This window comes from Pedococcus sp. 5OH_020, assembly GCF_027812955.1.
Classification (GTDB): Bacteria; Actinomycetota; Actinomycetes; order Actinomycetales; family Dermatophilaceae; genus Pedococcus.
Genome location: NZ_JAPYZV010000001.1, coordinates 616285 through 638465 on the forward strand (window position 1 = coordinate 616285; position 22181 = coordinate 638465).

At 65.8% G+C, this 22181-nt stretch carries 26 protein-coding genes and 3 pseudogenes; 15 read left to right on the forward strand and 14 right to left on the reverse strand.

Annotated features, from left to right (window positions below; all coding sequences use genetic code 11):
• Window positions 1–29: 29 nt before the first annotated feature.
• The 4 genes from PHA84_RS02690 (at window position 30) to PHA84_RS02705 (ending at window position 1506) form a co-directional block, all read left to right on the forward strand.
• Window positions 30–299 carry a hypothetical protein gene (locus tag PHA84_RS02690; RefSeq protein WP_270886546.1) on the forward strand — a complete coding sequence of 90 codons (270 nt, stop codon included), beginning with the start codon at window positions 30–32 and terminating at the stop codon, window positions 297–299.
• Window positions 296–574, forward strand: a complete 279-nt coding sequence (locus tag PHA84_RS02695; protein WP_270886547.1) for a hypothetical protein — start codon at window positions 296–298, stop codon at window positions 572–574. The genes PHA84_RS02690 and PHA84_RS02695 overlap by 4 nt, the downstream gene beginning before the upstream one ends.
• Window positions 575–720: 146 nt before the next feature.
• On the forward strand, window positions 721–987 hold the full coding sequence (locus PHA84_RS02700; protein WP_270886548.1) for a hypothetical protein: 267 nt from the start codon (window positions 721–723) through the stop codon (window positions 985–987).
• Between the two features lie 219 nt (window positions 988–1206).
• Window positions 1207–1506 carry a DUF6221 family protein gene (locus PHA84_RS02705; protein ID WP_270886549.1) on the forward strand — a complete coding sequence of 100 codons (300 nt, stop codon included), beginning with the start codon at window positions 1207–1209 and terminating at the stop codon, window positions 1504–1506.
• 306 nt (window positions 1507–1812) lie between these two features.
• Here PHA84_RS02705 and PHA84_RS02710 read toward each other — a convergent pair whose 3' ends face one another.
• Window positions 1813–1980, reverse strand: coding sequence for a Flp family type IVb pilin (locus PHA84_RS02710; protein WP_270886550.1), 168 nt, complete (start codon window positions 1978–1980; stop codon window positions 1813–1815).
• Between the two features lie 45 nt (window positions 1981–2025).
• Between PHA84_RS02710 and PHA84_RS20740 the strand changes: the two genes are divergently transcribed.
• Both PHA84_RS20740 and PHA84_RS02715 read left to right on the forward strand, forming a co-directional pair.
• On the forward strand, window positions 2026–2253 hold the full coding sequence (locus PHA84_RS20740; protein ID WP_442952815.1) for an ANTAR domain-containing protein: 228 nt from the start codon (window positions 2026–2028) through the stop codon (window positions 2251–2253).
• A 248-nt stretch (window positions 2254–2501) separates the two neighbouring features.
• The gene (locus tag PHA84_RS02715) at window positions 2502–3011 is read left to right on the forward strand and encodes a hypothetical protein (protein ID WP_270886551.1); all 510 of its coding nucleotides are present in this window, start codon (window positions 2502–2504) and stop codon (window positions 3009–3011) included.
• Between the two features lie 124 nt (window positions 3012–3135).
• Here PHA84_RS02715 and PHA84_RS02720 read toward each other — a convergent pair whose 3' ends face one another.
• Window positions 3136–3579, reverse strand: coding sequence for a hypothetical protein (locus PHA84_RS02720; protein WP_270886552.1), 444 nt, complete (start codon window positions 3577–3579; stop codon window positions 3136–3138).
• 375 nt (window positions 3580–3954) lie between these two features.
• On the opposite strand from PHA84_RS02720, the gene PHA84_RS02725 reads away from it, so the two are divergent.
• Window positions 3955–4515, forward strand: a complete 561-nt coding sequence (locus tag PHA84_RS02725; RefSeq protein WP_270886553.1) for a hypothetical protein — start codon at window positions 3955–3957, stop codon at window positions 4513–4515.
• A 978-nt stretch (window positions 4516–5493) separates the two neighbouring features.
• Window positions 5494–5898, forward strand: a complete 405-nt coding sequence (locus PHA84_RS02730) for a hypothetical protein (protein WP_270886554.1) — start codon at window positions 5494–5496, stop codon at window positions 5896–5898.
• A gap of 303 nt (window positions 5899–6201) precedes the next feature.
• Here PHA84_RS02730 and PHA84_RS02735 read toward each other — a convergent pair whose 3' ends face one another.
• The 3 genes from PHA84_RS02735 to PHA84_RS02745 all read right to left on the reverse strand — a co-directional run bounded on the left by PHA84_RS02735 (window position 6202) and on the right by PHA84_RS02745 (window position 7688).
• Window positions 6202–6390: a hypothetical protein gene (locus PHA84_RS02735; RefSeq protein WP_270886555.1), complete on the reverse strand. Its 189-nt coding sequence runs from the start codon at window positions 6388–6390 to the stop codon at window positions 6202–6204.
• A 592-nt stretch (window positions 6391–6982) separates the two neighbouring features.
• Entirely contained in the window at window positions 6983–7189 is a 207-nt protein-coding gene (locus tag PHA84_RS02740; RefSeq protein ID WP_270886556.1) for a hypothetical protein, read from the reverse strand.
• A 193-nt stretch (window positions 7190–7382) separates the two neighbouring features.
• Entirely contained in the window at window positions 7383–7688 is a 306-nt protein-coding gene (locus PHA84_RS02745; protein WP_270886557.1) for a hypothetical protein, read from the reverse strand.
• Window positions 7689–8145: 457 nt separating this feature from the next.
• On the opposite strand from PHA84_RS02745, the gene PHA84_RS02750 reads away from it, so the two are divergent.
• Window positions 8146–8427, forward strand: a complete 282-nt coding sequence (locus tag PHA84_RS02750) for a hypothetical protein (RefSeq protein WP_270886558.1) — start codon at window positions 8146–8148, stop codon at window positions 8425–8427.
• Window positions 8428–10330: 1903 nt separating this feature from the next.
• Here the strand turns inward: PHA84_RS02750 and PHA84_RS02755 are convergent.
• The 3 genes and pseudogenes from PHA84_RS02755 to PHA84_RS02765 all read right to left on the reverse strand — a co-directional run.
• A complete protein-coding gene (locus PHA84_RS02755) occupies window positions 10331–10927 on the reverse strand; it encodes a hypothetical protein (protein ID WP_270886559.1) in 597 nt (198 codons plus the stop codon).
• Window positions 10928–12473: 1546 nt separating this feature from the next.
• Window positions 12474–12635, reverse strand: coding sequence for a hypothetical protein (locus PHA84_RS02760; RefSeq protein WP_270886560.1), 162 nt, complete (start codon window positions 12633–12635; stop codon window positions 12474–12476).
• Between the two features lie 180 nt (window positions 12636–12815).
• A pseudogene (locus tag PHA84_RS02765) lies at window positions 12816–13084 on the reverse strand (transposase); the annotation flags it as partial.
• 156 nt (window positions 13085–13240) lie between these two features.
• On the opposite strand from PHA84_RS02765, the gene PHA84_RS02770 reads away from it, so the two are divergent.
• Window positions 13241–13864 carry a hypothetical protein gene (locus tag PHA84_RS02770; protein WP_270886561.1) on the forward strand — a complete coding sequence of 208 codons (624 nt, stop codon included), beginning with the start codon at window positions 13241–13243 and terminating at the stop codon, window positions 13862–13864.
• A gap of 50 nt (window positions 13865–13914) precedes the next feature.
• Here the strand turns inward: PHA84_RS02770 and PHA84_RS02775 are convergent, their stop codons facing one another.
• Complete coding sequence (locus tag PHA84_RS02775) at window positions 13915–14742, reverse strand: IS5 family transposase (RefSeq protein WP_270886562.1); 828 nt, start codon at window positions 14740–14742, stop codon at window positions 13915–13917.
• A 991-nt stretch (window positions 14743–15733) separates the two neighbouring features.
• On the opposite strand from PHA84_RS02775, the pseudogene PHA84_RS02780 reads away from it, so the two are divergent.
• The 4 genes and pseudogenes from PHA84_RS02780 (at window position 15734) to PHA84_RS02795 (ending at window position 18629) form a co-directional block, all read left to right on the forward strand.
• Window positions 15734–16287 (forward strand): annotated as a pseudogene (locus PHA84_RS02780) (recombinase family protein).
• Window positions 16288–17207: 920 nt separating this feature from the next.
• Window positions 17208–17452, forward strand: a pseudogene (locus PHA84_RS02785) (IS3 family transposase); the annotation flags it as partial.
• 217 nt (window positions 17453–17669) lie between these two features.
• Window positions 17670–17999 carry a hypothetical protein gene (locus PHA84_RS02790; protein WP_270886563.1) on the forward strand — a complete coding sequence of 110 codons (330 nt, stop codon included), beginning with the start codon at window positions 17670–17672 and terminating at the stop codon, window positions 17997–17999.
• 315 nt (window positions 18000–18314) lie between these two features.
• Complete coding sequence (locus tag PHA84_RS02795) at window positions 18315–18629, forward strand: hypothetical protein (RefSeq protein ID WP_270886564.1); 315 nt, start codon at window positions 18315–18317, stop codon at window positions 18627–18629.
• On the opposite strand, the gene PHA84_RS20745 is transcribed toward PHA84_RS02795, so the two are convergent.
• The 4 genes from PHA84_RS20745 to PHA84_RS02810 all read right to left on the reverse strand — a co-directional run bounded on the left by PHA84_RS20745 (window position 18535) and on the right by PHA84_RS02810 (window position 20353).
• The gene (locus PHA84_RS20745) at window positions 18535–18858 is read right to left on the reverse strand and encodes an ANTAR domain-containing protein (RefSeq protein ID WP_442952816.1); all 324 of its coding nucleotides are present in this window, start codon (window positions 18856–18858) and stop codon (window positions 18535–18537) included. The genes PHA84_RS02795 and PHA84_RS20745 overlap by 95 nt on opposite strands.
• Before the next feature lie 49 nt (window positions 18859–18907).
• Entirely contained in the window at window positions 18908–19117 is a 210-nt protein-coding gene (locus PHA84_RS02800) for an ANTAR domain-containing protein (RefSeq protein WP_270886565.1), read from the reverse strand.
• 146 nt (window positions 19118–19263) lie between these two features.
• On the reverse strand, window positions 19264–19686 hold the full coding sequence (locus tag PHA84_RS02805) for a hypothetical protein (protein WP_270886566.1): 423 nt from the start codon (window positions 19684–19686) through the stop codon (window positions 19264–19266).
• Between the two features lie 220 nt (window positions 19687–19906).
• Window positions 19907–20353, reverse strand: coding sequence for a phospholipase A2 (locus PHA84_RS02810; protein WP_270886567.1), 447 nt, complete (start codon window positions 20351–20353; stop codon window positions 19907–19909).
• 297 nt (window positions 20354–20650) lie between these two features.
• Here PHA84_RS02810 and idi point away from each other — a divergent pair, with 297 nt between their 5' ends.
• Window positions 20651–21250, forward strand: coding sequence for an isopentenyl-diphosphate Delta-isomerase (gene idi, locus PHA84_RS02815; RefSeq protein WP_270886568.1), 600 nt, complete (start codon window positions 20651–20653; stop codon window positions 21248–21250).
• Here the strand turns inward: idi and PHA84_RS02820 are convergent.
• A complete protein-coding gene (locus PHA84_RS02820; RefSeq protein ID WP_333742192.1) occupies window positions 21247–22167 on the reverse strand; it encodes a UbiA family prenyltransferase in 921 nt (306 codons plus the stop codon). The two genes, idi and PHA84_RS02820, sit on opposite strands and share 4 nt — an antisense overlap.
• Between the last annotated feature and the right edge of the window lie 14 nt (window positions 22168–22181).

The window sequence follows — 22181 nt, forward strand, 5'->3', positions numbered from 1 at the left end:
TTGCCGCGCCGATTGGAAGGACCAACACCGTGTTGATCGTCATCAGCATCGCCGCGGCCGCCGCCCTGACCGTGGTGGCCTACACCCACGTCCGCAGGCACTCACCCGAGGCCGGCACCGAAGGCCTGCGCGCCGTCCGCGAGCTCGCCGCCATCGTCGTGGTCTGCACCAAGGCCGTCGAAGGGATCGTCGACGTCCTCGCCGGCGCCCAACGCCTCCACCCCGCCCCGACCCGCTGGGGCCAGTCCGATCCCTACGACCGCGACTACGACCCGGACTACGAGCAGGACGAGCCATGACCGCCGCCCCGCACCGGCTCCACGCCGTCACCGGCCACGCCCACAACAAGGGTGGCTGCTTGGTGGTCTGCCAGGCCACCCTCCACGGCCCCCAGGACACCAGCGTCCGCACCCTCATCCCGGTCACCGGCACCGGCGGACCGCACGTCGCCGTGCGGATCGGGCCCATCCTCCTGCTCGTCGCAGACCGGCAAGCCATGACATCCCTACTCGACGCGTGGGTCCACGCCGACCGGCTGGCGGCCGCGGCATTCGAACAGACCACGTCGCACTGAGGTCGCAGGGGCGGCACCCGGCAAAGGTGCCGCCCCAGCACTTCTTGCGGCAGCCTCCATATCCGGCGCCCCTCTGCGGCACCTGGCGTGCCTGGGCGCGCCAGGTGGACACTGCCCCGGAGTGAGTCGTCGTACAGTGCTGCCGCATGGACGAATCAACCAGAGCCAGCACGCGAGCGGCGCTGGCGCTTGTCACGGCTTGGCTGGAAGACCCCATGGGTGAAGCCGAGTTCCCGACCGGGACGATGATTGAGCTCATCGGTGAGATTGGCCGGGGCGATGACATCGAGGGCCTAGTGAGCCTGGTCATCGGTGCCGTCACCCTGTCCGGGCACCTGCTCGAGCGACTCAGGGAGGCTACCGGCGTTCCGGTGCAGCAGACCTTGCGTGACGTCGCGCTCGCGTACACCTGAATCCCGCCGCCCCGCCGCCGATGCTCTGGCCGTGCCGTCGGGGCCCCCTCCGCGTGGTTCGGGAGGCGCAACGACAGATTGCTCAGGCAATCGGTCGCCGGCAGGACACGGTCAACGAGGGTTGGAAAAGCTGGAAAGGCCCCGGCTCGGTGCGCTGCCGTTCTCCAGGTCTCCCTTCGACGCCTGGCCGTATCGGGGCTTTTCGGGCGAAGGGGCGCCATGAGTGACCTGCGGCCGGTCAGCCTCGTGTGCGAGCGTGGCGACATGACGCTCACCGAGTTCCTGGAGGCTCGGATCACCGAGCAGGAGATCCGCTGCCGGACCATCCTGGACACCGAGGACGTCAGCCCCTGGGTCCGGCGGGCGCTCGGGGTGGCCCTGGCTGACTGCACGGCGAAGCGTCGGATCATCGAGATTCAGACCGGTCTGTCCGACGACAGCGAGCCCAGCTGGGAGCTCATGGCGTTGGCCGAGGTCTGGGCCGACCACCCGCACTACCGCCAGGAGTGGCGTCCGTAAGAACGGCGCGCGCCCTCGACCTCGGCGAGGAGCCGTGGACGACGCTCCGAGGGTGCTGCCTTGACGTCAAGAGCGTCCGACACCGCCGAATCGGGCGCTATCGTCCCGCCATGGCTACACCGACGGGACTCAGAAGCAGCGGCACGGCCTCCCAAGGTGCGGGACCGACCTGCATGTCGTTGAGCAAGGCGCCCTGTTGCCGAGTTCACGCAGCCGAGTTGAAGTCGGCTCCGGTGCATCGCTACCGCCCGAACCGCTGTCTTCTGGACGTGCCCGCCGAGTAGGAGCCGCTGCGAGCCGCTGGCTTTAGACGCTGGTGGCGATGTTGTTGAAGAGGGTGCTCAGGTTGCCGCCCAGGAGGGTGACGGCGGCGATGATGACGATGGCGATGAGGGCGACCATCAGCCCGTACTCGGCGGCTGTCGCGCCCTCTTCGCGCGGAGTGAGGCGCAGCTTGGCGAGGAGGTTGGTCATGGGGGTGCTCCTTGTGCGGGAAACGGTTGCAACACGAAACTAGGCATTTCCTGTCGGTCCCCACATCGCGCTGACCATGTCCGTGGCCACCTCGACGAACGTGCTCTGATTGAGCGGGCCACCGGGTACATCGCTGAAACGCGCGGCCTGGACACGAGCCAGGCCCACAGCGTCCTGCGAGCGGCAGCAGCCGAGGCGGGCGTCGCGGAGGTCGACGCCGCCCGAGCCGTTCTCAAGGGGCCTTCCTTGGCGTCACGAGAGCCGCGGAACTGACCGACGGGCCGACCTCCTCGAGATGGCGTGGCGGAGGACGCGCAACGCCCAGCGGTTGCCGCCCTCATGCCGCTTGGCCATACCCTTCCGAGCCATCTATTGAGCCCAGTGTCGCCCCATGGCATCCTGCTGCCGCGCGCCCCCTCGCCTTCCCCGGCGTTCAGGGGGCGTGCGCCAAGCCGCAGCGACAAGGTTGCTGGCCCATGAGGGTCCGCCCGTTGGGTGATACCCCCTGGCATACTCGCGTCATGGACCACGCCCGCGCGGCGTACGTGATCGGGCTGGACGGCCTGGATGAAGGCCGGGCTGTTGCCGCCTGTCGATCAGCTTTGGAGATGGTCGCGCCCGAGATGCGCCACGCGGAGACGGATATCCCCTGGGAGTCGCGCGACACATGGCCGGCAGAGGTCGTGGATTCGGCATCGAGGCTGGTCGATCGGTTCGGGAACAAGTCGAAGTGGCCCGACCGGTACATGCAGACCGGCGTTAGGTCGGTGGCAGACGCCCAGGTGCGGTCCGATTTCATGGCGGTCGCCCCCTACGCGTTCGATGCCGCGTTTTGGGGCTGCGACTATCGGGAGGTCGCGCAGCTCAATGACGAGGCGATGTCGTTCGTGATCTGGCTGACCGAGCCGCAGCGTGAAGCTCTCGTTGGGGTGGTCGGGGCACAGCGAGTGACCCTTAGGGGCGAGTGGAATCGCTCTCATCCCTCGCGCTGGCGGCGGTGGCTGCACGGTCTTGCTCCGCGTTCGGGGTAGGCGCCTGGTTGGACGGCCCGGGACAGACACCGCATCAACCGGTGGGGTGATCGATCAGATCACGGTGCCCACCGATGCCCTCGGGTACCACCGACTTCGAGCGCTTGCCGACCAGCACGCTCTGTTACGAGGAGCGGTGTTGCTGCGATTTCGCCCGGAAATGGGCGTCCATATCCCCACGTCTGGTGGTCCGTGGACGCGGCTCCATAGGTTCGCTGATGACACGAGTGAGGTCACCTTGGACGAAGAATAGTTCAGGGTGATCGACGGCCGTCTTCCACAGCGTGGTGTACCCGTGGCTCGCTTCCTTCTTCTCCTTGGCATATCCCCTGATGCCCCAGACGACTCCGATGGTTAGGCACACGAGGACGATCGAGCCGAAAAGCAGAGCCCAGTACCACCACTGGCCGGGCAAGGCCGCCTCGGCGCTTGTGGCCAGAACCGCCAAGATAGCAAGGATCTCTGCGAGTCCGCCACGCGCCAGAAGTTGCTTAGCCGACCACCCGGGCAACGTTTGAAGTGGCAAACCGTTGGACTCTTCCCTGGAGTTTGACGTGTCACTCAACACTTTGCGGGCTCCTTAGACGGTGCCATGCCAAGCCCCATTACAGCAGAGCCGAGTGCGCCCCATCCGAAGACGGCGTCGCCTACTCAAGGTCTCCTTCCCCGGGGATGCCGAACTTCGGGGCAGGCGGAGAGGCTAGCGAGCGAGACGCCAGCCGCCTCGGCGATCTGGGGCGGGCAACTGCGTCATGCGCGGCAGCTTGCCGCACCGGCGACCGCGTGGCGTGAGTCATCCACCCGGACGGAAACATCCCTTCGCTCACGCAGCTCCGCTGACGCCGCTCGCCCGGACACTCGCACCCAGCGACTTCCAAGCAGGACGCTGGCGGAGCGGTTCTCCATCGATGTTTACGACTACGGCAGCGCTCATGTCGCTAACATGATTGGCTCCTACCTGAAATCAAGGATGATTGCGAGGAAAAGACACTTGAGCGGGCACCGAAGCGTTCGCCTCGCGGGCGTCGGACACGATGAATTTGAAGCCTTCGCCGCTGCCGCGTTGGCTGATCCAACTGCCACGCGGACGAGGATCCTCGTTGCTAGGCATGGAAGCCAACTGCGGCTGAGGTTCCTCGACGACCAGTACCGTGGGCCCCAGGGCACGTTCTCCGTTCAAAGGGTTGAAGAAGAGGGCGGAGGTCTTCGGCTTGAGGGAAAGATGAGCTGGTCGGCATACGCGGCACTCGTCGCTGCTTTCACGGTTCTCGCTCTGTTCGGCGCCGGTGTGCTCATCTTTGGTGATGGGACAGCGGACGCGCTCGTCCTTGGGTGGTCGATGCTGATCTTGTTTGGGCTGGTCGCCGTGGCCGGGTGGGGGGTATACCGAAAGCAACTGGACTACCAGCAGGAGAAGCTAAGCGCAGCTCTCGCCTCAGCAGTCGGTTGGAACCGATCACCGTCTTCTGGCAAGGGGTCTGCTGCAGGGATAGGTGACACCTGATTTGCGTCGATGTGTGTCGGCGCTGGAAGGATGTGCACAATGCCCAAGGCGTTTCCCAAGGAGTTCCGGCAGGACGTGATCGGGGTCTACAAGGACTCCGATGCCTCGGTCGCCCAGGCCGCGAAGGGCTTCGGTATCTCGGCTTCGTGTTTGGAGCGGTGGCTCCGATCGACGAGCGCAGCTCGTCGGTCTCGTCTGGTTCGAGCCGGCGCGGGGCGATGAGTGGGATGCGTTGCCTGGGGCGACCAAGCGGATCAGGCTGCTCGAGCAGGAGAACGAGATCCGGCGACGGCGCGCACGAATACGTGCGGTTCCCCGCCAGATGCTGCTCACCCAGTCCGTGGCGATCTGCTGCACCGTGCCGGCGTCGTCCGGAACCTCCACGTTCGCCTCGGCGACTAAATCGGCGAGCAGTTGTTCCAGCGCCCACGCATCGTGTCGATCCTGGCCCGCGAGCGTGCGGACCGACTCGGTATCCAAAAGGTCAGAGGCAAGCCATCGCGCTGCGAGGTCTGGGAGTTCGTCGGACCGGACAAGCCCCAGCCGATGCAGCACCACAGTCTCCACAAGGTCGGGCAGGGCTGCCCCATCAGAGCGCACGGCATTAGGATGTCAGGCGCTGCCGATCCGGGCAGACAAACCAACCATCTCGTCACTGCCGAGATACCTTCCTTTGAGCCGCCGACCCGGCGCTCCACTCTCCGCCGACGTAGAGCCGGGCATCCAGGGCCCAAAGCCCTGCCCTTCCTGGCCCAGCGCTGGTCGCCGCCGGTCGGCTGACCCGGCAGGAGTGGGTGGATGCGTCGGCAACGGCTTGATCAAGCAGGATGGCGAACGTGCCTGAATCCGCCCGCGGACCTTTGCCAGGCTTCAGCAACGCGCCGCTTCCCGTGCTGCACAATCCTGAGCGTGCCACCTTTGAGATGCTTGCAAATTCAGTAGTGTGAGGCGTGGGCGAATAACGGGAAGGGCGTGGGGATGAGCGAGGGAGGACGGGCATCGTCCATCGCGGCTCTGGCATTTAGCGTTCTGCCAGGGTGGCTTGTCGTCACCGGCACGGCGCTTACCGGCTGGCTGGATGAGAGAACACCCTGGAGCCCAGCGCCCTTCGGGGTCGGAGGCTTCGCGGCCATCGCGATCCTAAACCTCGGCAAGATCGCATTGAGCGAGTTCCCGAGTTCCGAGGATGTCGGTCGGATTCCTTGGTTCTCGGGGGTCGCTTCGGACATCTATCTTTCCCGCTCGTACCTTGCTCGGCGCGCAGACGCCGCAAGGTTACCCGCCAGCGCCGTGATCGCCGCGGCGTGGTCACCGTGGTGGGTGATGGCTGGGTTCTGGGTCTACCTCGTCATCCACGCGATCGCCGATTTTCTACCTTTGTGAGTGCTGAACAGCGAAAATGGTCGTTGGTCCTTAGGTCGCCGACATAAGTCGTCGGCTTCTGGCGTGGGCCCACGAACCGGGACAGGCATCAGGGGGGCGAGCCCCCTTCGGCCCGATCAGTGGCCTAGCTCCGACCGGGCGAAGGATCTCCGCCGTGCCGGATCCGTGCCCATTCGGGGCATGTGGTGGCCTCTGGGGGTGGCTCAGGGTCACTGTCTGTGAGCACGTCCAGGCGTAGGTGAGCCCACGTCCCAATCTGGACGTCCGCGCGGACTGCGGCAGTTGACGGCGAATCAGGAGCGCTCAGAGCAGGCCTGCCCTCTTGAGCTCCTGAATCGACGGCCAGGTGGTGTACCCGAGTTTCCGCTCCTGCATGTATGGCTTGTAGGCGAAGGCAGCGCCGACGATGACAACGGCGCCCTCAACGACGGCGGCCACCATCACCACCGTCACAGCGGTGTTGTTCTGCCAGAAGAATCCCAGCGCGAACATGACTGCCGCCGTTGCCAAGATCGCCCCAACGGGGTAGCGAAGCCAGCGTCGGTACTGTCTGGCAGGGGGCTGGATGGGAAGGGACATCCATTCGTTTGGGCTGGGGATCCGAAGGATCGTGCTGCCTTGGGCCATGCGCTTTCGTCCTCCACCTTCTCCGTTCCGGGCGAGACTCTTGGCGTCTCCGACGTAGGCAACATACCGACCACTGTCGATACAGACTCAGAAACCATCAGAAGTCACCCGAGTCGTATACGAAGGCAAGCGCCTCTGACATCGGCGGGCCGCGCAGATCGCGGCATGACCGCACCCCGCGGACTGCGGTTTGGAGGATTCTCCCGCGCCAGGGCCGTCGTCGCCCACCAGAGCAGACCCCCGACCAAGAGAACCGGGGCCACAACCATCCCGGCGAAGGCCACCTTCAGGCGACGTCGCTCAAGCTCTCGCGTCATCCCCTCGGACTGAACTGCCTGTAAGTGTTCGGGGTGGCTGGCCTGGGGCTGGCTACCCCGAACATCTCGCACGGTCGCCGGCGGAACGCCCGCATCGCGTCCGCCTGGGGCGCGCGACGGAAACTACACCGAACCTTTGGTCAGTCGGCGATCCATCGAAGGACCGCCCCAGAACTGTGGGCGCACAGCTCAGCCATCACGCGCAATCGCTGCAGGCCTCTCAGCTCCGCGCCAGGCGTGGCGAACGGCAGGGCCTCCCAGATGTCGGCCAACAGCGGCGCCATGTCATCCCTGCTCATGTCCGTGGTGGCGTACGGGTCCACAGCTCCCAGTACCGGTAACCCCACGACGTTGAGTCGGCCAGGTAAGTCTCGTCGAAGAACCGATCAAAGTCCCCAGTTGTGTCGAAGGTACCTGCGGAGGGGTCCGGGAGTTGTCCGATCTGTCGGCCATCTCCGGCTCGAAGCTCGACGCACATGGGCACGTGGACATCCTCCCCGGTGATCGACGCCGACGCGCTCCGCTGCCGCGGAGCGGCCGTCAGTCGAGACTGCGCACGTCCAGCCCGGTCGGGGTGGACGTCATCACTCCCCGCCGGCCGCTGAAGGTCAGCAGGGCCTCCCGCACATGCTCGGCTAGCAGCCATTCCCCGCGCGCCCTCACCGAACCATGAGCCGACCGGGCCGCCGCACGCCGATCGGCAGCGAGCCGACGCAGGTCGTCGCGCGCCACCGACCAGGTGACGACCTGCTGGCCGTCATCTGAGCTCGTGAAGACAACGCGCCGGTCATCTCGCCTCGTCTCGAAGCCCGGTACGCGCAGGGCCTCGTCGAGCTGGTCGTCCACCCGAGTGAGTATGCCAGTCCCTTCGTCCCCTCATCCCGCGATATCCGGACATGCCGACGACAGGCCCGAGCTGGTCGGACTCTCGCAACCTGGCCCCCGAACACTCGCCTTCGGGGCTACGGTCGGATCGTGTCGAGGGGAAATTGAGGTGGCGGGGGTTATGTCGCCGGACGACGCGCGCCGGCTTCTGGGGGCCCGTGCGTCGCGACGCGTGTCTGCGGTGGTTGCCACACTCGGCTCAATCAACATCCTGTTGGCGGTCGGATTGGACCTCCGCACGTTTATCGCTCCTATTGGCCCCAGGTACGAGGGGGCATTCCTGCCGTCGTTCCTACTTGCCTTTGCGCTCTCGTGGTGGACCGTGCTGCTCATGATGGCCCTGGCGGGAGGGACCCGCCGGGGCTTCCGCTCAGCAATGCCCCGGTGGGCGGATACCTTCGGGCGCCTACCCTCCTTCGTGCCTTGGACACTGGCGGCGGCGGCCCTGATCGGGCTGGTCTCCGCCGGGACCGGGATCTCCGCCACGGCGGAGGGCCAGCCGACCTTCGTTCCGGCCACGGGACAGTACACGCTGAACAACCACGGATCGGTCCGCACAGTGACGCGAGCCGTCTACGAGCAGGCCCTCGCCGGAGTGACTCGGCTGTTCCTCTGCGGGGCGATCCTCTTCAGCTGTCTCGCGGTCGCCGTGGCGCTGAACCACTGTCAAATGCTGGGGCGCCCACGCGGCCGTCGATGACACCTACCTTGGTGAACGTGAGACAATGGCCCTCGCTAACAGCGACGGTGAACAGCGACGGTGACGGCGTCCGCCGAGGTGATGACCAGCCCCGTGCGAGACGCGCCTTCTCGCATGGCCAGATGATCCCGACGACGAGTGTGCTTGCCCGAAACGTCTGCTCATCATCTTCCTATGCCGCGATCCGGACATGCCGATGAGCGGTAAACGTCGATCGCTGTGTGCGATGATCCCAAAGTGAGTGACGGCCCTGCTCCCCGGGGCACTGGGCTCCTCACGGCGACAGGGGGAGTCAACCTGCCCGAGGGGCTGAACCTGACCCGCCCGCTCGTGCGGCTGGAAGCTACCCCAAAGCGACTTATGCTCACTCCGCGATTTGGCCTGCGCCGGCTGCTCGGTCCATGGCAAATACCCAGGGGTAGCGTGGAGACCGTTCGCCCAACCAGCGGCCGGTTCCGCATACAGCTGTTCGGGGGGGATCTCCTCTCGGGGATAGAGATATTGGCGAGTCGCGGCAGACTTTGGATCTTCTGGTGCGCGGACCCTGCCGGCGTTCTCGAGGGTTTGGACGCACTGGGTTATCCGGTAACCAAGACGCCCTTGAGCCGCGTGTGATCTCGGCATTGGCCTCGGTCCAGGGCGCCCGCCCTCAGCATGACGGCTGCCCGCGCATGGATCTCATTGTGGCGTTCTGCTGATGGGGCTTCCGCGCACCCTCAAGACGGCGCCGATGATCCAAGAGGCGCACATCGAAGTTTGCACAACGAGCGAAACGGACGATCATGCCTGAGGCAAGGCGTGGGAGGCCGCGGGGCATGCTTCACTTTCGCCTGCGGTGCGTCGGCAAGTGCAAGGCGATTGCCGCCATGGGGTCAATCTCCAGTGTGGGGTTGATGCGGCAGCCGCAGGCCTCGACGCAGGGGGATGGCCATGCGTCTGGCGGGCTGGGGGGTAAAACTGGACAGGAGACGGCGGAGCAGCGCGATGCAGTGCCTGGCATGGACGCCGTCCGGTTCGGCACCATGGCTGCTGGCATAGCACTAGCGGGATCAGAACCATCGGGAGCGGAAATGGAATCCGGAGAACCAGCGTGTCGAACAGACCACATCCGCCGAAGGCTGTTTCGGAAGGGCCTGAGCCACTGAAGACGTTACCTGGGTGGTCCGCAAAGAGACTTCTCTTTCGTGGGGTGGCGCTCGAGTTAGTCTGCTTTGGGGCCACGCTAGTCGTTGTGTTAGAGAGCAAGCTTCCTGGGCCTTGGTACTATTGGGGATTCAGTTTCCTGCTTATCGGGCTCGCATGCTTGGCAGTAGGACTAACACTGACCTTCCGCGGCTATGCTAAGGCGAAGCGGGAGCAGCTGTCGGGCTACACGACGTCATGGCGGACGGCGGTCGGCTTCCCGGCCCTGTACTACCTGACTGCCGACCTCACCACGATCATCAGCGCTCCGCACGAACCCCGGCCCAGGACTGGGCGCGCAGCGGACGAGCGCGAACATCTCAGAGCCAGAACGTCTGGCACCTAAGTTGCCCGCCCGTTGTACCGCTCTCCATCATGGCCTGGAGGGCGGCCATGTCCGTGACGTCCGCGCTCAGCCCGACGTGGCTTGGGCCTGTCGGATCGGCGAAGGTACGAAGGCCGGTCGCCGGCGCACCGAAGTTGTCTCTTGCGCTGTGGCGCCGTGTGCAAGTGGATGACACGACTGGCGAGGCTCCGGACCCTACTACGATTAGGTGGTTTCTACGTCGGCCGGGCTGAGACGCGGGGCTTACACCCGCTGACCTGTACGTGGTTCCCCGGCTCTCAGCGGTGCTCCACAACGTCGTCAGTCCGAGATAGCAAGGCTATGAGCTGTGCCGGATCAGCACGAAAGAACGCCGACATCGAACACCGGCATGAGCTAGTCACGGGTGATGCCGAAGGGGTCGTCGTCGAACGTCTCGTCGTCCTCCCCGTCGTGGACGACGAAGACCGTGGCGTCGCGCTCCAGCCGCAGGCCGTCTGCGCGCTCAAGCCCCGCCAAGCCGTCTGAGTGCATCAGCTCCGCGGCTGCATCGCCGACCTGCTGAACGCGGGTCACCGCGTCCTCCTCGGTGTCGTCCGGCCACGCGCGCAAGTAGGCGATCCGTCCGGCCGCAATCGCGGCGGCTTCGTGCGTGATGCGGAAGTCCCAGCGGCCCAGGACCGACAGGATCGAGCCGCTTGCCGGCTCGTCCTCCCACTCCTCCTCCTCGTCCTGGTCGTCCTCGTCGTCAGGGCGAAGGCCGAGTGGGAAGGAGCCGCACCAGTCGAACTCCGCCTCGTTGAATGCCCGGGTGGCGGCCATCAGCCTCTTGCCAGATTCAAAGTACGGCTGAAGCTCCTTCTGCCGCCCGGAGCGGGTGAGGGTGGACGAAACGTGATCGCGAAGAGCGGCGATCAGTTCCTCGACGCGCGTCGCGTACGCGTCCTTCGCCTCGGGGGTCCACTGGGTCTCCACGTACTCCTCGTCATCCACGACCCAGACGGTACATGCCGTCAAGGGGGTGGACTTGGTGGAGCCGGGGCGGTGCCGTTCGGCTCACCATGCTGGGACCACGTGGGGGGTGGCACCACACCCCTACCCAGCGGCCGGCCCGGTAATTCCACCCGCGAGACAGCCCGCGTCCAGACACCCAACACCTGATGGTCCCGCTGCTGGTCATGGCCCCGCCATGGCTCTCCTGAGCCATCATTTGCGCGCACCCCGGGCCTATGGCGCGCTGCTGGGCGCGCCTTCGCCTTCCCTCGGCTCTGAAGGGGCGCGGCAAGCCTCCCATCCGGTGGTGCCCATCACGATCGGCCCTTGCGGGCTCACCCTTTACTCCGCCCAGTCCGATCAGATCGACCCGACGTCCAGCACGTCGCCCACATGTTCGCCTCGCCCGCGGCGCTCGCGTTGGGCAAGGCCAGGCTCGAGGAGAACCTGGGCGCGGGCATGACCACCCGTCAGGGGGATTGGTCAGGCCGTCGGGATCATCATGGAACGGTACGAGCTCGATGGGGACCGGGCCTTCGCCTATCTGGCGGGGGGGGTCGCAGAACTCCAATATCAAGCTGCGGGACATCGCCGACCAGGTGGTGTCCTCGGCCATCCAGCACGACCGCCTTCCGCAGAACCGGCCCCAAGAGAGCGGCTGAGCAACATGTCCGGCGCCGGTCAGGATCACGGCCCCTGCGACGTCACGCTGGAGCAGGCCCTCGGCGTTGTCAGGGCCTGGCACGAGCTCGGCGCCGGGCCAGCCCTGCCGCGGCTAAGAATCATGGGCATGAGGCATGGCGCTGGTCTGGTGGCCTTCTCGGAACTAGTCATCAGCGTCGCCGTCGACCAAACTAAGGATCTCGATGCACTGATCGCCTAACGAGGCTGGGAGGCGCCTTCGCGCATCCTCATCGACTTGGCGGCCCCCCGGTCCTGCCCTTGCGGCCAGGACCGGGGCGACCAGCCGATTCATACCCCGGCGGTTTCTGACCCATTCGCATCAGGACGTGGCAACATGGCGCTTTCGCGCGCCAGTCCCCCATCCCTCGAGGGTCGGAGGGGCGCGCAACTACTCGTGGGCTGCCACTCCTCGCGGTGGTGCGCGGGGTCGGTCCAGAGCTCGACCAACGCCATCGCCTCGACGTTTGGCTCGCTTTTCCGCGGCGGAGTGCCCACTGGGCTCCTGGCAGTTCTGGCCGGGCCGGCTTGGCCGGATGCACCGCACATGACCGCATGACCACGTCGTGAGCTCGATCGTGACTGGACTCTTGGTGGCGGTCTCAGTGGCCCGCATCGCCTTCTGGGCGCGCGGGGTTGGGGCAGCGCAGTTTGGTCACGACCCACACCCACCTGGTTCTCTGCAAGGGAGAGGTGGCTGCTCTGCAGTGGGTCCTGTGGGGTGATGTAGAAAGGGTTCTCATTGTCCTGAGCGACCTGAGCGCATCGTCCAGCCAAAGCTCTGCTACCGCGCGGTCGTACCCCTCAAAGCGAGGATCCTGCGGCGCATCCTTCGGCCAGTGTTCTCGCCACCAGGCTCTCCGTCTCACAGTGGCATTCTGACCCACGAGGAGAAGCGCTGTGATTGCCTCGCCGTTGCGGGCGGCCTCGACGGCGGCGGCGACGCTCCCGGGGGAGAAGACCCGTCGTAGGAGTACGCCAGGTCTTGGACGATCGCGGCGTAGGGGTCGGTGGCGTAGACGGTCATCGGGTACTCCTGGGCGTGGAGTGGGCGGGACGGGGGATGACCACGTCATCGGCGGTGGCGCTCCCGTCCGGGAAGTGCCCAAGCGTGACCGCTACTCCGACGTCGAGGCCGACGAACTGCGCGGCGATGAACGCGACGGCAGACCCCGGGGGCACAGCCCTCGGGTCCACTCGATGGTGGTTAGGCGCTGATCGCGCCGATGATGTCGGTGTTGGTCTCCTTGTCGGTCGGGGTGCTGATCAAGGTCAGGCGGCTCTTGGCGAGGACTTCGAGGCCGAGGTAGCGACGCCCGTCGGCCCATTCGTCGGTCTGCTCGGCCAGGACGGCGCCGACGAGGCGGACGATGGCCTGGCGGGTGGGGAAGATGCCGACGACGTCGGTGCGACGGCACCGAAAGCGTCGGTGCGACGGCGGATCTCGCGGTTGAGCCGCTCGTTGGGGTTGTTCGCTTCCGCTATGACGGGGTGTGCGATGTCACCCTAACTGGGTGTGTCCCTATTGAGGCTGCGCGCCGCGGCGTGCGTTTACCGGATCTGCCGAGATGAGGACGCTCCCGACACGGTGGTTTGCTCCCAGCGCCCAACCCCGACGGATACGATCCGGACGTGACGGGTGAGGAGAAGTGGCGGCCACGGTCGCTGCCGAGCCCACTTGAGCAAGCCCGTCTTGACCGGCTGAACCCGCGCACGGGTGAGCTCCAGCTGCGAAATGGCTCCAACATGTTCTGCGGACACGTGCTCGCATGGGGCCTCGTGGGCGCGGCAGCTCTCGGACTGAACAAGTCGATCCTTACCGACTCCGATCCGATGACGCCCGCGGAGGTGCTCGCCTACGCGACGGGCATCTTCCTGGTCTCGGTCACGGCGCTGTGTGTACTGGGAAGGCCGTATGTGACGGTGCGCGAAGGAACGGCCCTCGTGCGCAATCCGCTGCGGACCTACCGAGTCCAGTTGGCTGACGTGGAATCTCTCAAGAGCGGTTTCTGGGGGTTCCCCCAACTGATCGTGGCCGGCCGAGGAATCCGCGTGATGGGGTTAGAAGAGACGACCCTTGACTACCTTGCCGGCGGCTCTGACGACATGGCGGTCCTTCATACCGAGCTTGGTAAACAGCCCAGTAAGACGCCATCCACCCAAGGCATTCGTGCACGCTGGGCGATCATGGATCGTGGACTCGCACTTCTCCTTGCAGCGTGGGCGGCGTACGCGTTGAGTTTTCTCATACTGTGAACGTGAACGTCCGCTCATGCCGCATTCCGCGCGGGTCGCTGCGGGCGCGCTCAGGCAGCAGGGGCAACGGCAGAATGGTTCTGTCGCGTACGTGACAGGTGGCGCAGGGTGGTTGCGATGCAGGCGACCTGAAGCCAGCCGGTCGCTGAGCTGGTGGTGTTCTCGAACGACTTCGCCAACCGTCGTGAACGTCCGAGCTGCCCGTGGGCTACCTCGACGCGCCAGGCGTGCCGGATGGGGCGGAACACCGGCTGCTTGTCGTGCCACCCGACCCGGCGCAGTTCCAAGTCGTGGTGTCGACCGAGCGCCCGGGCGGCGGCCGCCGTGACTCCTCGGTCCACCATGACAAGCTCGAGGCGCTCGGTGACGCCCTGTCGCGTCAGGTGCTCCAGCATCAGCTCCGTGGTCCGGTTCTCATGCCACGAAGCAGGCACGACCAGAGCGCCCAGGGGGAGCCCGGTCACGTCGACAGCCACGACACGCTTGGCGCCCTTGGTACGGCCGTACGGGCCGCCGCGGTCGTGGAAGGTGAACCCTCCGTTGGAGGCTCCGAGGGCCAAGTGGGTGTCGACGACCACCATCGACGGCGTGGGCTCGCAGCGCCCCGCGACCTCGCGTGCGGCCGCGTGAAGCACGGTCAACGCGCGCGCCCACGTGCCGTTGCGCGACCAGCGTCGGAACTGTGACCAGACCCGGGTCCAGGGTCCGAACGACCCTGGCAGGTACCGCCACTGGCAGCCGGTGTGCGAGACGTAAAGCATTGCGTCCACCACTGTGCGCAGGTCACCGCCGTGCTTGCGGCCGCGCTTACCCGGAACGTTGAACACCGGCGCCAGCAGCTCCCACTGCTCGTCGGTCAGGTCACTTGGATACGACATGCCGCGGATGGTGCCTGCCCCGGCACCCACGGCAATAGGGACACACTCAGTAAGTGATCCGTCCAAGACCGCGGACGTGTTGCCCCTATTACTAGTAGGTGTCCCGAACCGGGTACCCGAGTGTCCTCAGGCCGGCAAGGACCTCGACGTGGCGGAGGCTCCAGAAGATCCAAACGCGGGAAGCATCAACAATGATTTCAACACCGGTGAAGAACCCCAGACTTGTGCTTGCGGGGCGAATCTTCGTGACTTGCGCTCGAGGAATCAGCCACGGTCCCAAAAACTTCCCAAGGCCGAAACGTGCCGAGAGTTGGATCTCGTTAGGCGTTGCTTCCAGCCGAACTAGAGGACCTGTGAGACCCATGCGGCCCTCTGGGTGATTCAGCCCACCGATGGCGGTGAAGCTCGCGGTCATGATAGCCGTCCCATCAAGTGGTGGAAGACGTCGATAGCGTCGAACGAGGCAAACGTCTAGCGTGCCCAAGCGCGACGACCCACTGGCGCTCCAACCCGGCCCAGATGGAGGGAAGCTGACCAAGGTCCATCAGTTCGCCCGTCCGGTCTGCGTCTCTGACCACAAGGTGAACTTATCTGGTGGTCCGGACACCCGGTTTGTGCGCTCTTTCTGCACCGGCACCATCCGAGCCGCTCACTCTGTGGACCAAAGGCGACCTCCGAGAGGGGCCTACGCCGGGAAGGCAACGGCCGAGCCGGGCGTGCGGCCTGGCGGCCGTTCCCGGCTCGGCCGGGGCGCCGCAGTAACAAGTGGACATCATCTCCGGACAACCGACATCAGCGCCGTTCCGCCGGCCATGTCGGAAGCCTGGTCGCGTCATTCTCATGTGCTGTCCATCTGAGGTAGACCCCATCCAGACATCACACCACAGGGCTCCGGACGTCCGTCTGGGGCACTTCTTCCGTTCGTTGGACACATCTGCAAGGAGGTATAGACATGCCCGGACAAGTCATCGGCTACGTGCGCGTCTCCACCATGGACCAGAACCCAGAACGCCAGATCAACGCCATCCGAGCCGCAGTCGGGGTTGACGCTGACCGCTGGTTCACCGACCAGGCTTCCGGTAGCAGCGCGGCCCGTCCCGCCCTGGCCGCCATGTTGGACCACGTCCGAGATCAGGACGTCATGGTCATTGCCTCCATGGACCGCCTCGCGCGATCGGTGGTCGACCTCGACCAGCTCGTCACCCGACTCACGGACGCGGCGTCACTGTCCGCTTCCTGAAGGAGGGCCTCACTTTTCAGACTTCCGGGCAGGCGGATCCGCTGGCTGTCTTCCAGCTCCAGATCATGGGCGCCTTCGCCCAGCTCGAGCGCGCGCTGATCCGTGACCGACAGCGGGAAGGCATCGAGGCCGCCAAGGCCCGCGGCGTGTACCACGGCCGGTCTCGTCGGCTCACCGCAGAGCAGGTGGCCTTGGCACGAGCGGACATCGACGCCGGGGTGCCGAAGACCGTGATTGCCCGGCGCCTGGGGGTAGCTCGGCAGACTCTGTACGACGCTCTCGGCGGCACGACCCATGCCACTTGATCTGAGAGTCAGGGCGGTGTGTGCCAGCCCCTGCGTCCCCTCATCCCGCGATATCCCGACTTGCCGATGTGCGTGCTCTTGGTCAGGCGTGGGCCTCCAGCGCTGCGCCCGCCGCGGAGGCCGCAACCCTGGCGGCCATGCGCGACCGGGCCGACGTGATCTACCAGGCGACCTTGTTCGATGGACAGTGGGTGGGCCACGCGGACTTCCTGATCCGTACGGATCGGCCTAGCGCGTTGGGCGACTGGTCCTATGACATCGCCGATACCAAACTCGCCCGGCGTCTCAAGGTCCCGGCCCTGCTGCCGATGGCCACGTACGCCCTTCGGGTGACCGAGCTGCAGGGCATAGCCCCGGGGCGCCTGGTGGTGGTGACCGGCGACAAAGTCGAACACCCATGGCGCCTGTCGACGTCGCTCCCTACGCACAACGCCGCCGCGAGGCCCTGGTCCACGCCATCGAGACACAGGCAGTCACCGAGTCCACGCCCAGCGCCCAATGTCCCCAATGCCGTTGGACCAGAAGTGTGAACAGGAATGGCTCGACGCCGACGATCTGGTACAGGTCGCGGAGCTAGGCACAGATCCACGGGCCGCGCTCCGCGCCAACGGAATCGCCACCATGGCCGCCACAACACCTGGGGGCCTCGTAGGCGTGCTCAGCGTGGCCACCGGCGCGTGGCTCCAGCAGCAGGCCGGGCTTGAGGTCGCCGAGCGAGACGGACATGGCCCCGCCTACGCGCTGCCGCCACCCGAACCGGGCCGCGGACTGCAACGACTGCCCGAGCCGAGCCCCGGCGACGTCTACCTCGACTTCGAGGGCAACCCCTGGGCCAACGAAGGCCAGGGACGGGAGTACCTCGCCGGGACGTGGGAGCGAGAACAGCACTTCACCGGGTTCTGGGCTCAAACCGTCACACCATGGTCGGGTCCATGGGTCGCGTCGGCGCGGCCGGAGACAACGCCGCCATGGAGGGCTTCTTCTCCCTGCTGCAGAAGAACGTCCTGAACAGGCGCACCTGGACCACCCGCGAAGAGCTCCGCATCGCCATCGTCACGTGGATTGAACGGACCTACCACCGCCGACGCCGACAGGAGGCTCTCGGTCGTTGACCCCCGTCGAGTACGAGACCATCATCACCACGCGAGCCAGTCTGGCTGCGTGACTAACCTCTGTCACCTAACCGTGCAGCAGACCCGAGCGGCCTCCGGAACTTAGTTGTCCTAGCGGTCGAATGCGCTGTCGTACGGACCGGGTAGGCGATGAAGGTCAGGAGGGCCGGCATGGTGCGCGAGTCCGCCTCGTCCCTCGCACCGCCGCCATGGTCATCCATATCTTCAGATATCGCCGCCAGGACCCACGCCAGCCTGCACACTGTTGTCGTGTTCTTCATCGGAGTCATCATGCTGTGGGCCTTTCTGTATGCGGCGAGCCTTGGACACTGGGCCTTGGGGATCTTCGCAATTGCCGGAAACCTCGGCTTCCTTTTCCTCATGACGCCGAGAGGGCACAGGATGCGCTCACCTGCACAGGGCGTAAGCGCTCGCCTGCTGGCGAGCGCCGTGGCGATGGCGGCTACTTTCGCCATCGTCCGCTGGATGTGGGACGATAACTCAATCGGCGCGAACGTGATGGGCGTTATCCTGTGCGTAGGGACGTGGTACGCAGGTCTGATTGTTTTCGGTACGATCTCGGGTGAGGGGAAACCTTAAGCCTCAAGGCGCGCGCTAAAGTCGTCAGTGCAGCCGGCTCCTAGCGAGTTTCAACGTTCGGATCGACGCTGGCCGCAAGGACCCTGGACAGCCACGGTAAGACCCTGCGCCGCCACCACCAGCGGCTTGAGGCGCTGCCGGGGCAGATCCATCAGCGGCTGCTGAGGACTGCGCCATCGCGACGTGATGCCCACCTGGAGACCCACCCTGGCACGGCGAGCCCTGCGCCGACGCCCACGCAGAAGCAGGCGACCAACGGGCCTGGACGCTGAAGCGGTACGCGACGAAGCGCCGCCGCCCTCTAGTTGGGCGCCGGTGAACCTAGCCGACGTCCTGGCTGGCCCGCTGGAGCCGCTGACGGGATCGCTGCTGCGCAGGTCCGACGGAGCAGCGTTGGTTTACCGCGGCATGGTGCACTCCTTCTTCGGTGAACCCGAGTCGGGCAAGTCACTGCTCATGCAGTGGGCCTGCGTGGTCGCCATGCATCAGGGCGAGCACGTGCTGTACATCGACTTCGAGTCCGATGAACGCTCCGTCATACGCCGGCTCGTGGCGCTCGGCGCCACGGCCAAGCAGCTCGGGCCAGGTACTGAAACGCCGCGTCGTCGTGGAGCCCGGACTGCACCATGAGGATGCCGATCGCCTCCCCGATGGATCCCCGCGTCGCCACCGCCGTCTTGAGATGAACAAACCTCCAGGACCCGTCCCAGCGCCAGGGCCGCATGGTCGCGAACAGCACGGCCATCTCCCGGGTCTCCACCGGGAGCCGGGTTCGTAGCCAATGACGTGGAAGGGCGTTTGCCCTCTGGACCGTTGCGTGTCGAGCGTTGCTAAGTGGGCCTGCGTGGTCGCCATGCATCAGGGCGAGCACGTGCTGTACATCGACTTCGAGTCCGATGAACGCTCCGTCATACGCCGGCTCGTGGCGCTCGGCGCCACGGCCAAGCAGCTCGGGCCAGGTACTGAAACGCCGCGTCGTCGTGGAGCCCGGACTGCACCATGAGGATGCCGATCGCCTCCCCGATGGATCCCCGCGTCGCCACCGCCGTCTTGAGATGAACAAACCTCCAGGACCCGTCCCAGCGCCAGGGCCGCATGGTCGCGAACAGCACGGCCATCTCCCGGGTCTCCACCGGGAGCCGGGTTCGTAGCCAATGACGTGGAAGGGCGTTTGCCCTCTGGACCGTTGCGTGTCGAGCGTTGCTACATGGGGGCCCGGGCGCACTGCCCTCGCGCGGGTGCACCCCGACTACCGTTGCGGCGGTCATCCGCCGCCCGCCCCGAAGCTTCCCATGCTGGCTCCACCGGTCCACTGTCCACGTTCCTTGAGGCAGTGAGCGCAGCGGACATACCGCTGCCCATCTCGGGTGGTTGCCCACTCCCAGCTGTGGTGCACGTTGGTCTTGCACAGCAGAGGTTTCGTCGGTCTGGTCATCTCGTGCTCCAAGGGGGTTGGCTGGCTCCCGCGCAGGGCGGAGCCCAGTGCCAGGGAATGGCTGAGGATGCCCGCCGCGTGCCGGGCCTGGTGTCGCTCGGGCATCCATGCGAGCTCGGCGAGAAACTCCTGCCGGTACCGGTCGCGGGTGGCGCCGGCTGGGAGCGCGTGCGTGGCCAGACGTACGGCGCGCGACGGCCAGGGGGCGGCGGGTGTCCCGTTCCGCGCTGTCGACGGCTGCCAGGCGTTCATGCAAGGCCGCCCTGGGGAGGCGCCAGTCGCAAGGATGGACGACCATGCAAGGCCCTGGCGAGGGACTGGCGCGCGCTGTCGGCGCCGCAGCTGTCAGTAGGTAGTAGCGGCGGGCTGGACGTCCCTCGACGCGGGGGTCGATGTCCTCCCAGCTCCAGCGTTGCTTCGAATCCTCGGCCCCCGCAACCTTACTGCTGGGGGGGCCGAGGCGTGGGGGTACTTACCCCACGTTCATCGGCGTGCTGATGCGCGTCAAGGTGCCATTTGAGTCGTAGAACTGCTGGCCCAGGATGCGCACTCCGGTCCAGTAGCCGGTAGCGATGACAATGCAGCTGTTGTACAGAAGCCCATTCCACCGGTAGGCGTTCCAGCAGGCCCCGTACATGTCGTTCCGGAACCATGCGTCGCAGGTCCCTCGGTCCGCCCAATGGTAGGCGTAGCAGCCGTCATGGTGGTTGCAAGCGTAGGTGAAGCTGACCGAGGGCATAGGGTAATCCGTTACCCTCGTGCAGCCGTTGTGCGGCCACGGGTACTGAGTCGTCCATGCAGAGGAGGACTCGGCCGAGGCCGGCGTCGCGGACGCGAGCATGATTCCCGTGAGCGCCAGCAGCATTATGAGCGCAGCGGTGACGCGTTTTCGTCGGGGCTGGCCGGCAGGTGTGTGCATGAATGCCTCCATCAAAGTGCTGTCGCTCCGGTAGCAACGGGTCCGAGGACTCTCTCAGTGCTGAGTAGAGGTGGACTCCGTCAAACAGATGAGCCCCGGGGGGGGCCTGCTGGACAACTGCCGATGATGGCCCCTCTGAACGGCGAGGACAAGGTTGGCTGCATTCCAGCTACCCCGCGAGAGCCGGGCAGGTGGCCAGGCTCGTCACTTTGCATAACCTCCCAGCCTCGCACGTGGGGATGCACCACATGGTCACGCTTGGTCGCTATACTCAAGACCGGTTCGACTAGGGGGGAAATGGCAAACCACGGCGTCTCAGATCGCGAGCTCGTGGTCCTTCTTGACGATCAGTGCCAGCCTGTCGGGACGGCACCCAAGTCCACGGTGCACGGACGGACAACTCCCCTTCATCTAGCATTCTCGTGTCACGTCGTGACTGAGGACGGGTATGTCCTCGTCACGCGTCGTGCCTCGACGAAGGCAGCCTTTCCCGGGGTCTGGACGAATGCCTTCTGTGGACACCCCTGGCCAGGTGAGGATCTCGCCGACGCTGTCCGTCGACGTGGGCAGCAAGAGCTGGGTCTTGCGGTCGACAGGCTGCGGCTCGTGATGCCGCAGTACCGGTATCATGCTGTCGACGATCAGGGGATCATGGAGAACGAGTTGTGTCCGGTCTTTGTGGCGGGCGTGCGTTCTAGGGCGGTCGCGCCTGCCCGGTCGGAGGTCAGCGATCACGCGTGGATCCCGGTACGGCACCTCGGGGAGGTGGCACGGACCTCCCCGTTCCTGCTTAGTCCGTGGTCCGCAGAGCAGATCCGTTTCCTGATCGACCTGCAGCAGCCGTCGGAGTCCTTCTCTGGCCTTCTTGGCGGTAGAGGGGCGGTTCCGGACCACTAGGACGCGAGGTGGACCCAGAGGGCGGCAAGCCCGGGAAGCCACGCGAGAACCATTGAACGCAACATCCGCGTCACCGCTTCAGCCGACGTCGTGACGGGTAGAAGAAAGGCTGCGGCCGCGACGGGGACGAGGCAGCCGGTTAGCATGACGACAAAGTAGGCTGGATGTTCGTGGAAGCGCAGCGGGACGGCGACCGCAACGCAGGCATAGACAACTACGAGGAACCTGAAGAGGTTGCCGGTCTTCAGCTGGCCTGCCGCGGTACCGACCGTGACGCACCCGACCGCGCGGTCCCCTTCGATGTCACGGATGGTCTTAAGCACTTCGTAAGCGAACATGTACAAGAGAATCAGTAGCGATCCCGACAGTGCCCGTCCCAAGGCGCCGTGAGCGATCGCCACGCCGTAGGTCAGTGGAAATGCGGCGAGCGTCGCCACCGTGGCGTTGCCAGCGAGAACCGTGCTCTTGATCGCCAGCGAATACACGACGGATACCAGGAGTAGCGCCGTCCCGAGAGCCATGCCGCCCGGCCCAACGGCCGAGGATGCTATTCCGCCCACGGCACACAAGACGGCGAGGACGACGGCATCGCGGCGGTCGACGGCACCGGAGGGCAGCGGACGCGCGGGGCTGCTGATTGCGTCGGCCGCCTGGTCGACGAGGTCGTTCACGACGTTGGCCACGGCGATGATGAAGAAGATGCAGGCGGCGCCTGCGAGCACGGACGCCATGTGCAGTGCCCTAGTACCAGCGGTGCATGCACCACCGACCACGACCTGCGCCGCGCCAGCGCTGGCTGCGACTGGCCGAATTAGAGTCAACAGACCGCGTACACAGGCGCTGCGTGACCTCGGACCTCGCGCCCCAGATGCCACGATCACTTGACACGTCCTCATAGAAGGGTCGTCGACGGGCATCGAGAGCCGAGGCC

Bases quoted from the DNA above. Each gene is read 5' to 3' on its own strand.
- PHA84_RS02760 (WP_270886560.1), bottom strand. From the start codon at position 12,635: ATGACCGTCTACGCCACCGACCCCTACGCCGCGATCGTCCAAGACCTG.
- PHA84_RS02805 (WP_270886566.1), bottom strand. From the start codon at position 19,686: ATGAACGCCTGGCAGCCGTCGACAGCGCGGAACGGGACACCCGCCGCC.
- PHA84_RS02735 (WP_270886555.1), bottom strand. From the start codon at position 6,390: ATGTTCGCGCTGGGATTCTTCTGGCAGAACAACACCGCTGTGACGGTG.
- PHA84_RS02725 (WP_270886553.1), top strand. From the start codon at position 3,955: ATGATTGGCTCCTACCTGAAATCAAGGATGATTGCGAGGAAAAGACAC.
- PHA84_RS02710 (WP_270886550.1), bottom strand. From the start codon at position 1,980: ATGACCAACCTCCTCGCCAAGCTGCGCCTCACTCCGCGCGAAGAGGGC.
- PHA84_RS02705 (WP_270886549.1), top strand. From the start codon at position 1,207: ATGAGTGACCTGCGGCCGGTCAGCCTCGTGTGCGAGCGTGGCGACATG.
- PHA84_RS02695 (WP_270886547.1), top strand. From the start codon at position 296: ATGACCGCCGCCCCGCACCGGCTCCACGCCGTCACCGGCCACGCCCAC.
- PHA84_RS02730 (WP_270886554.1), top strand. From the start codon at position 5,494: ATGAGCGAGGGAGGACGGGCATCGTCCATCGCGGCTCTGGCATTTAGC.
- PHA84_RS02715 (WP_270886551.1), top strand. From the start codon at position 2,502: ATGGACCACGCCCGCGCGGCGTACGTGATCGGGCTGGACGGCCTGGAT.
- idi (WP_270886568.1), top strand. From the start codon at position 20,651: ATGGCAAACCACGGCGTCTCAGATCGCGAGCTCGTGGTCCTTCTTGAC.
- PHA84_RS02810 (WP_270886567.1), bottom strand. From the start codon at position 20,353: ATGCACACACCTGCCGGCCAGCCCCGACGAAAACGCGTCACCGCTGCG.
- PHA84_RS02700 (WP_270886548.1), top strand. From the start codon at position 721: ATGGACGAATCAACCAGAGCCAGCACGCGAGCGGCGCTGGCGCTTGTC.
- PHA84_RS02800 (WP_270886565.1), bottom strand. From the start codon at position 19,117: ATGGCCGTGCTGTTCGCGACCATGCGGCCCTGGCGCTGGGACGGGTCC.
- PHA84_RS02820 (WP_333742192.1), bottom strand. From the start codon at position 22,167: ATGCCCGTCGACGACCCTTCTATGAGGACGTGTCAAGTGATCGTGGCA.
- PHA84_RS20745 (WP_442952816.1), bottom strand. From the start codon at position 18,858: ATGCATGGCGACCACGCAGGCCCACTTAGCAACGCTCGACACGCAACG.
- PHA84_RS02775 (WP_270886562.1), bottom strand. From the start codon at position 14,742: ATGTCGTATCCAAGTGACCTGACCGACGAGCAGTGGGAGCTGCTGGCG.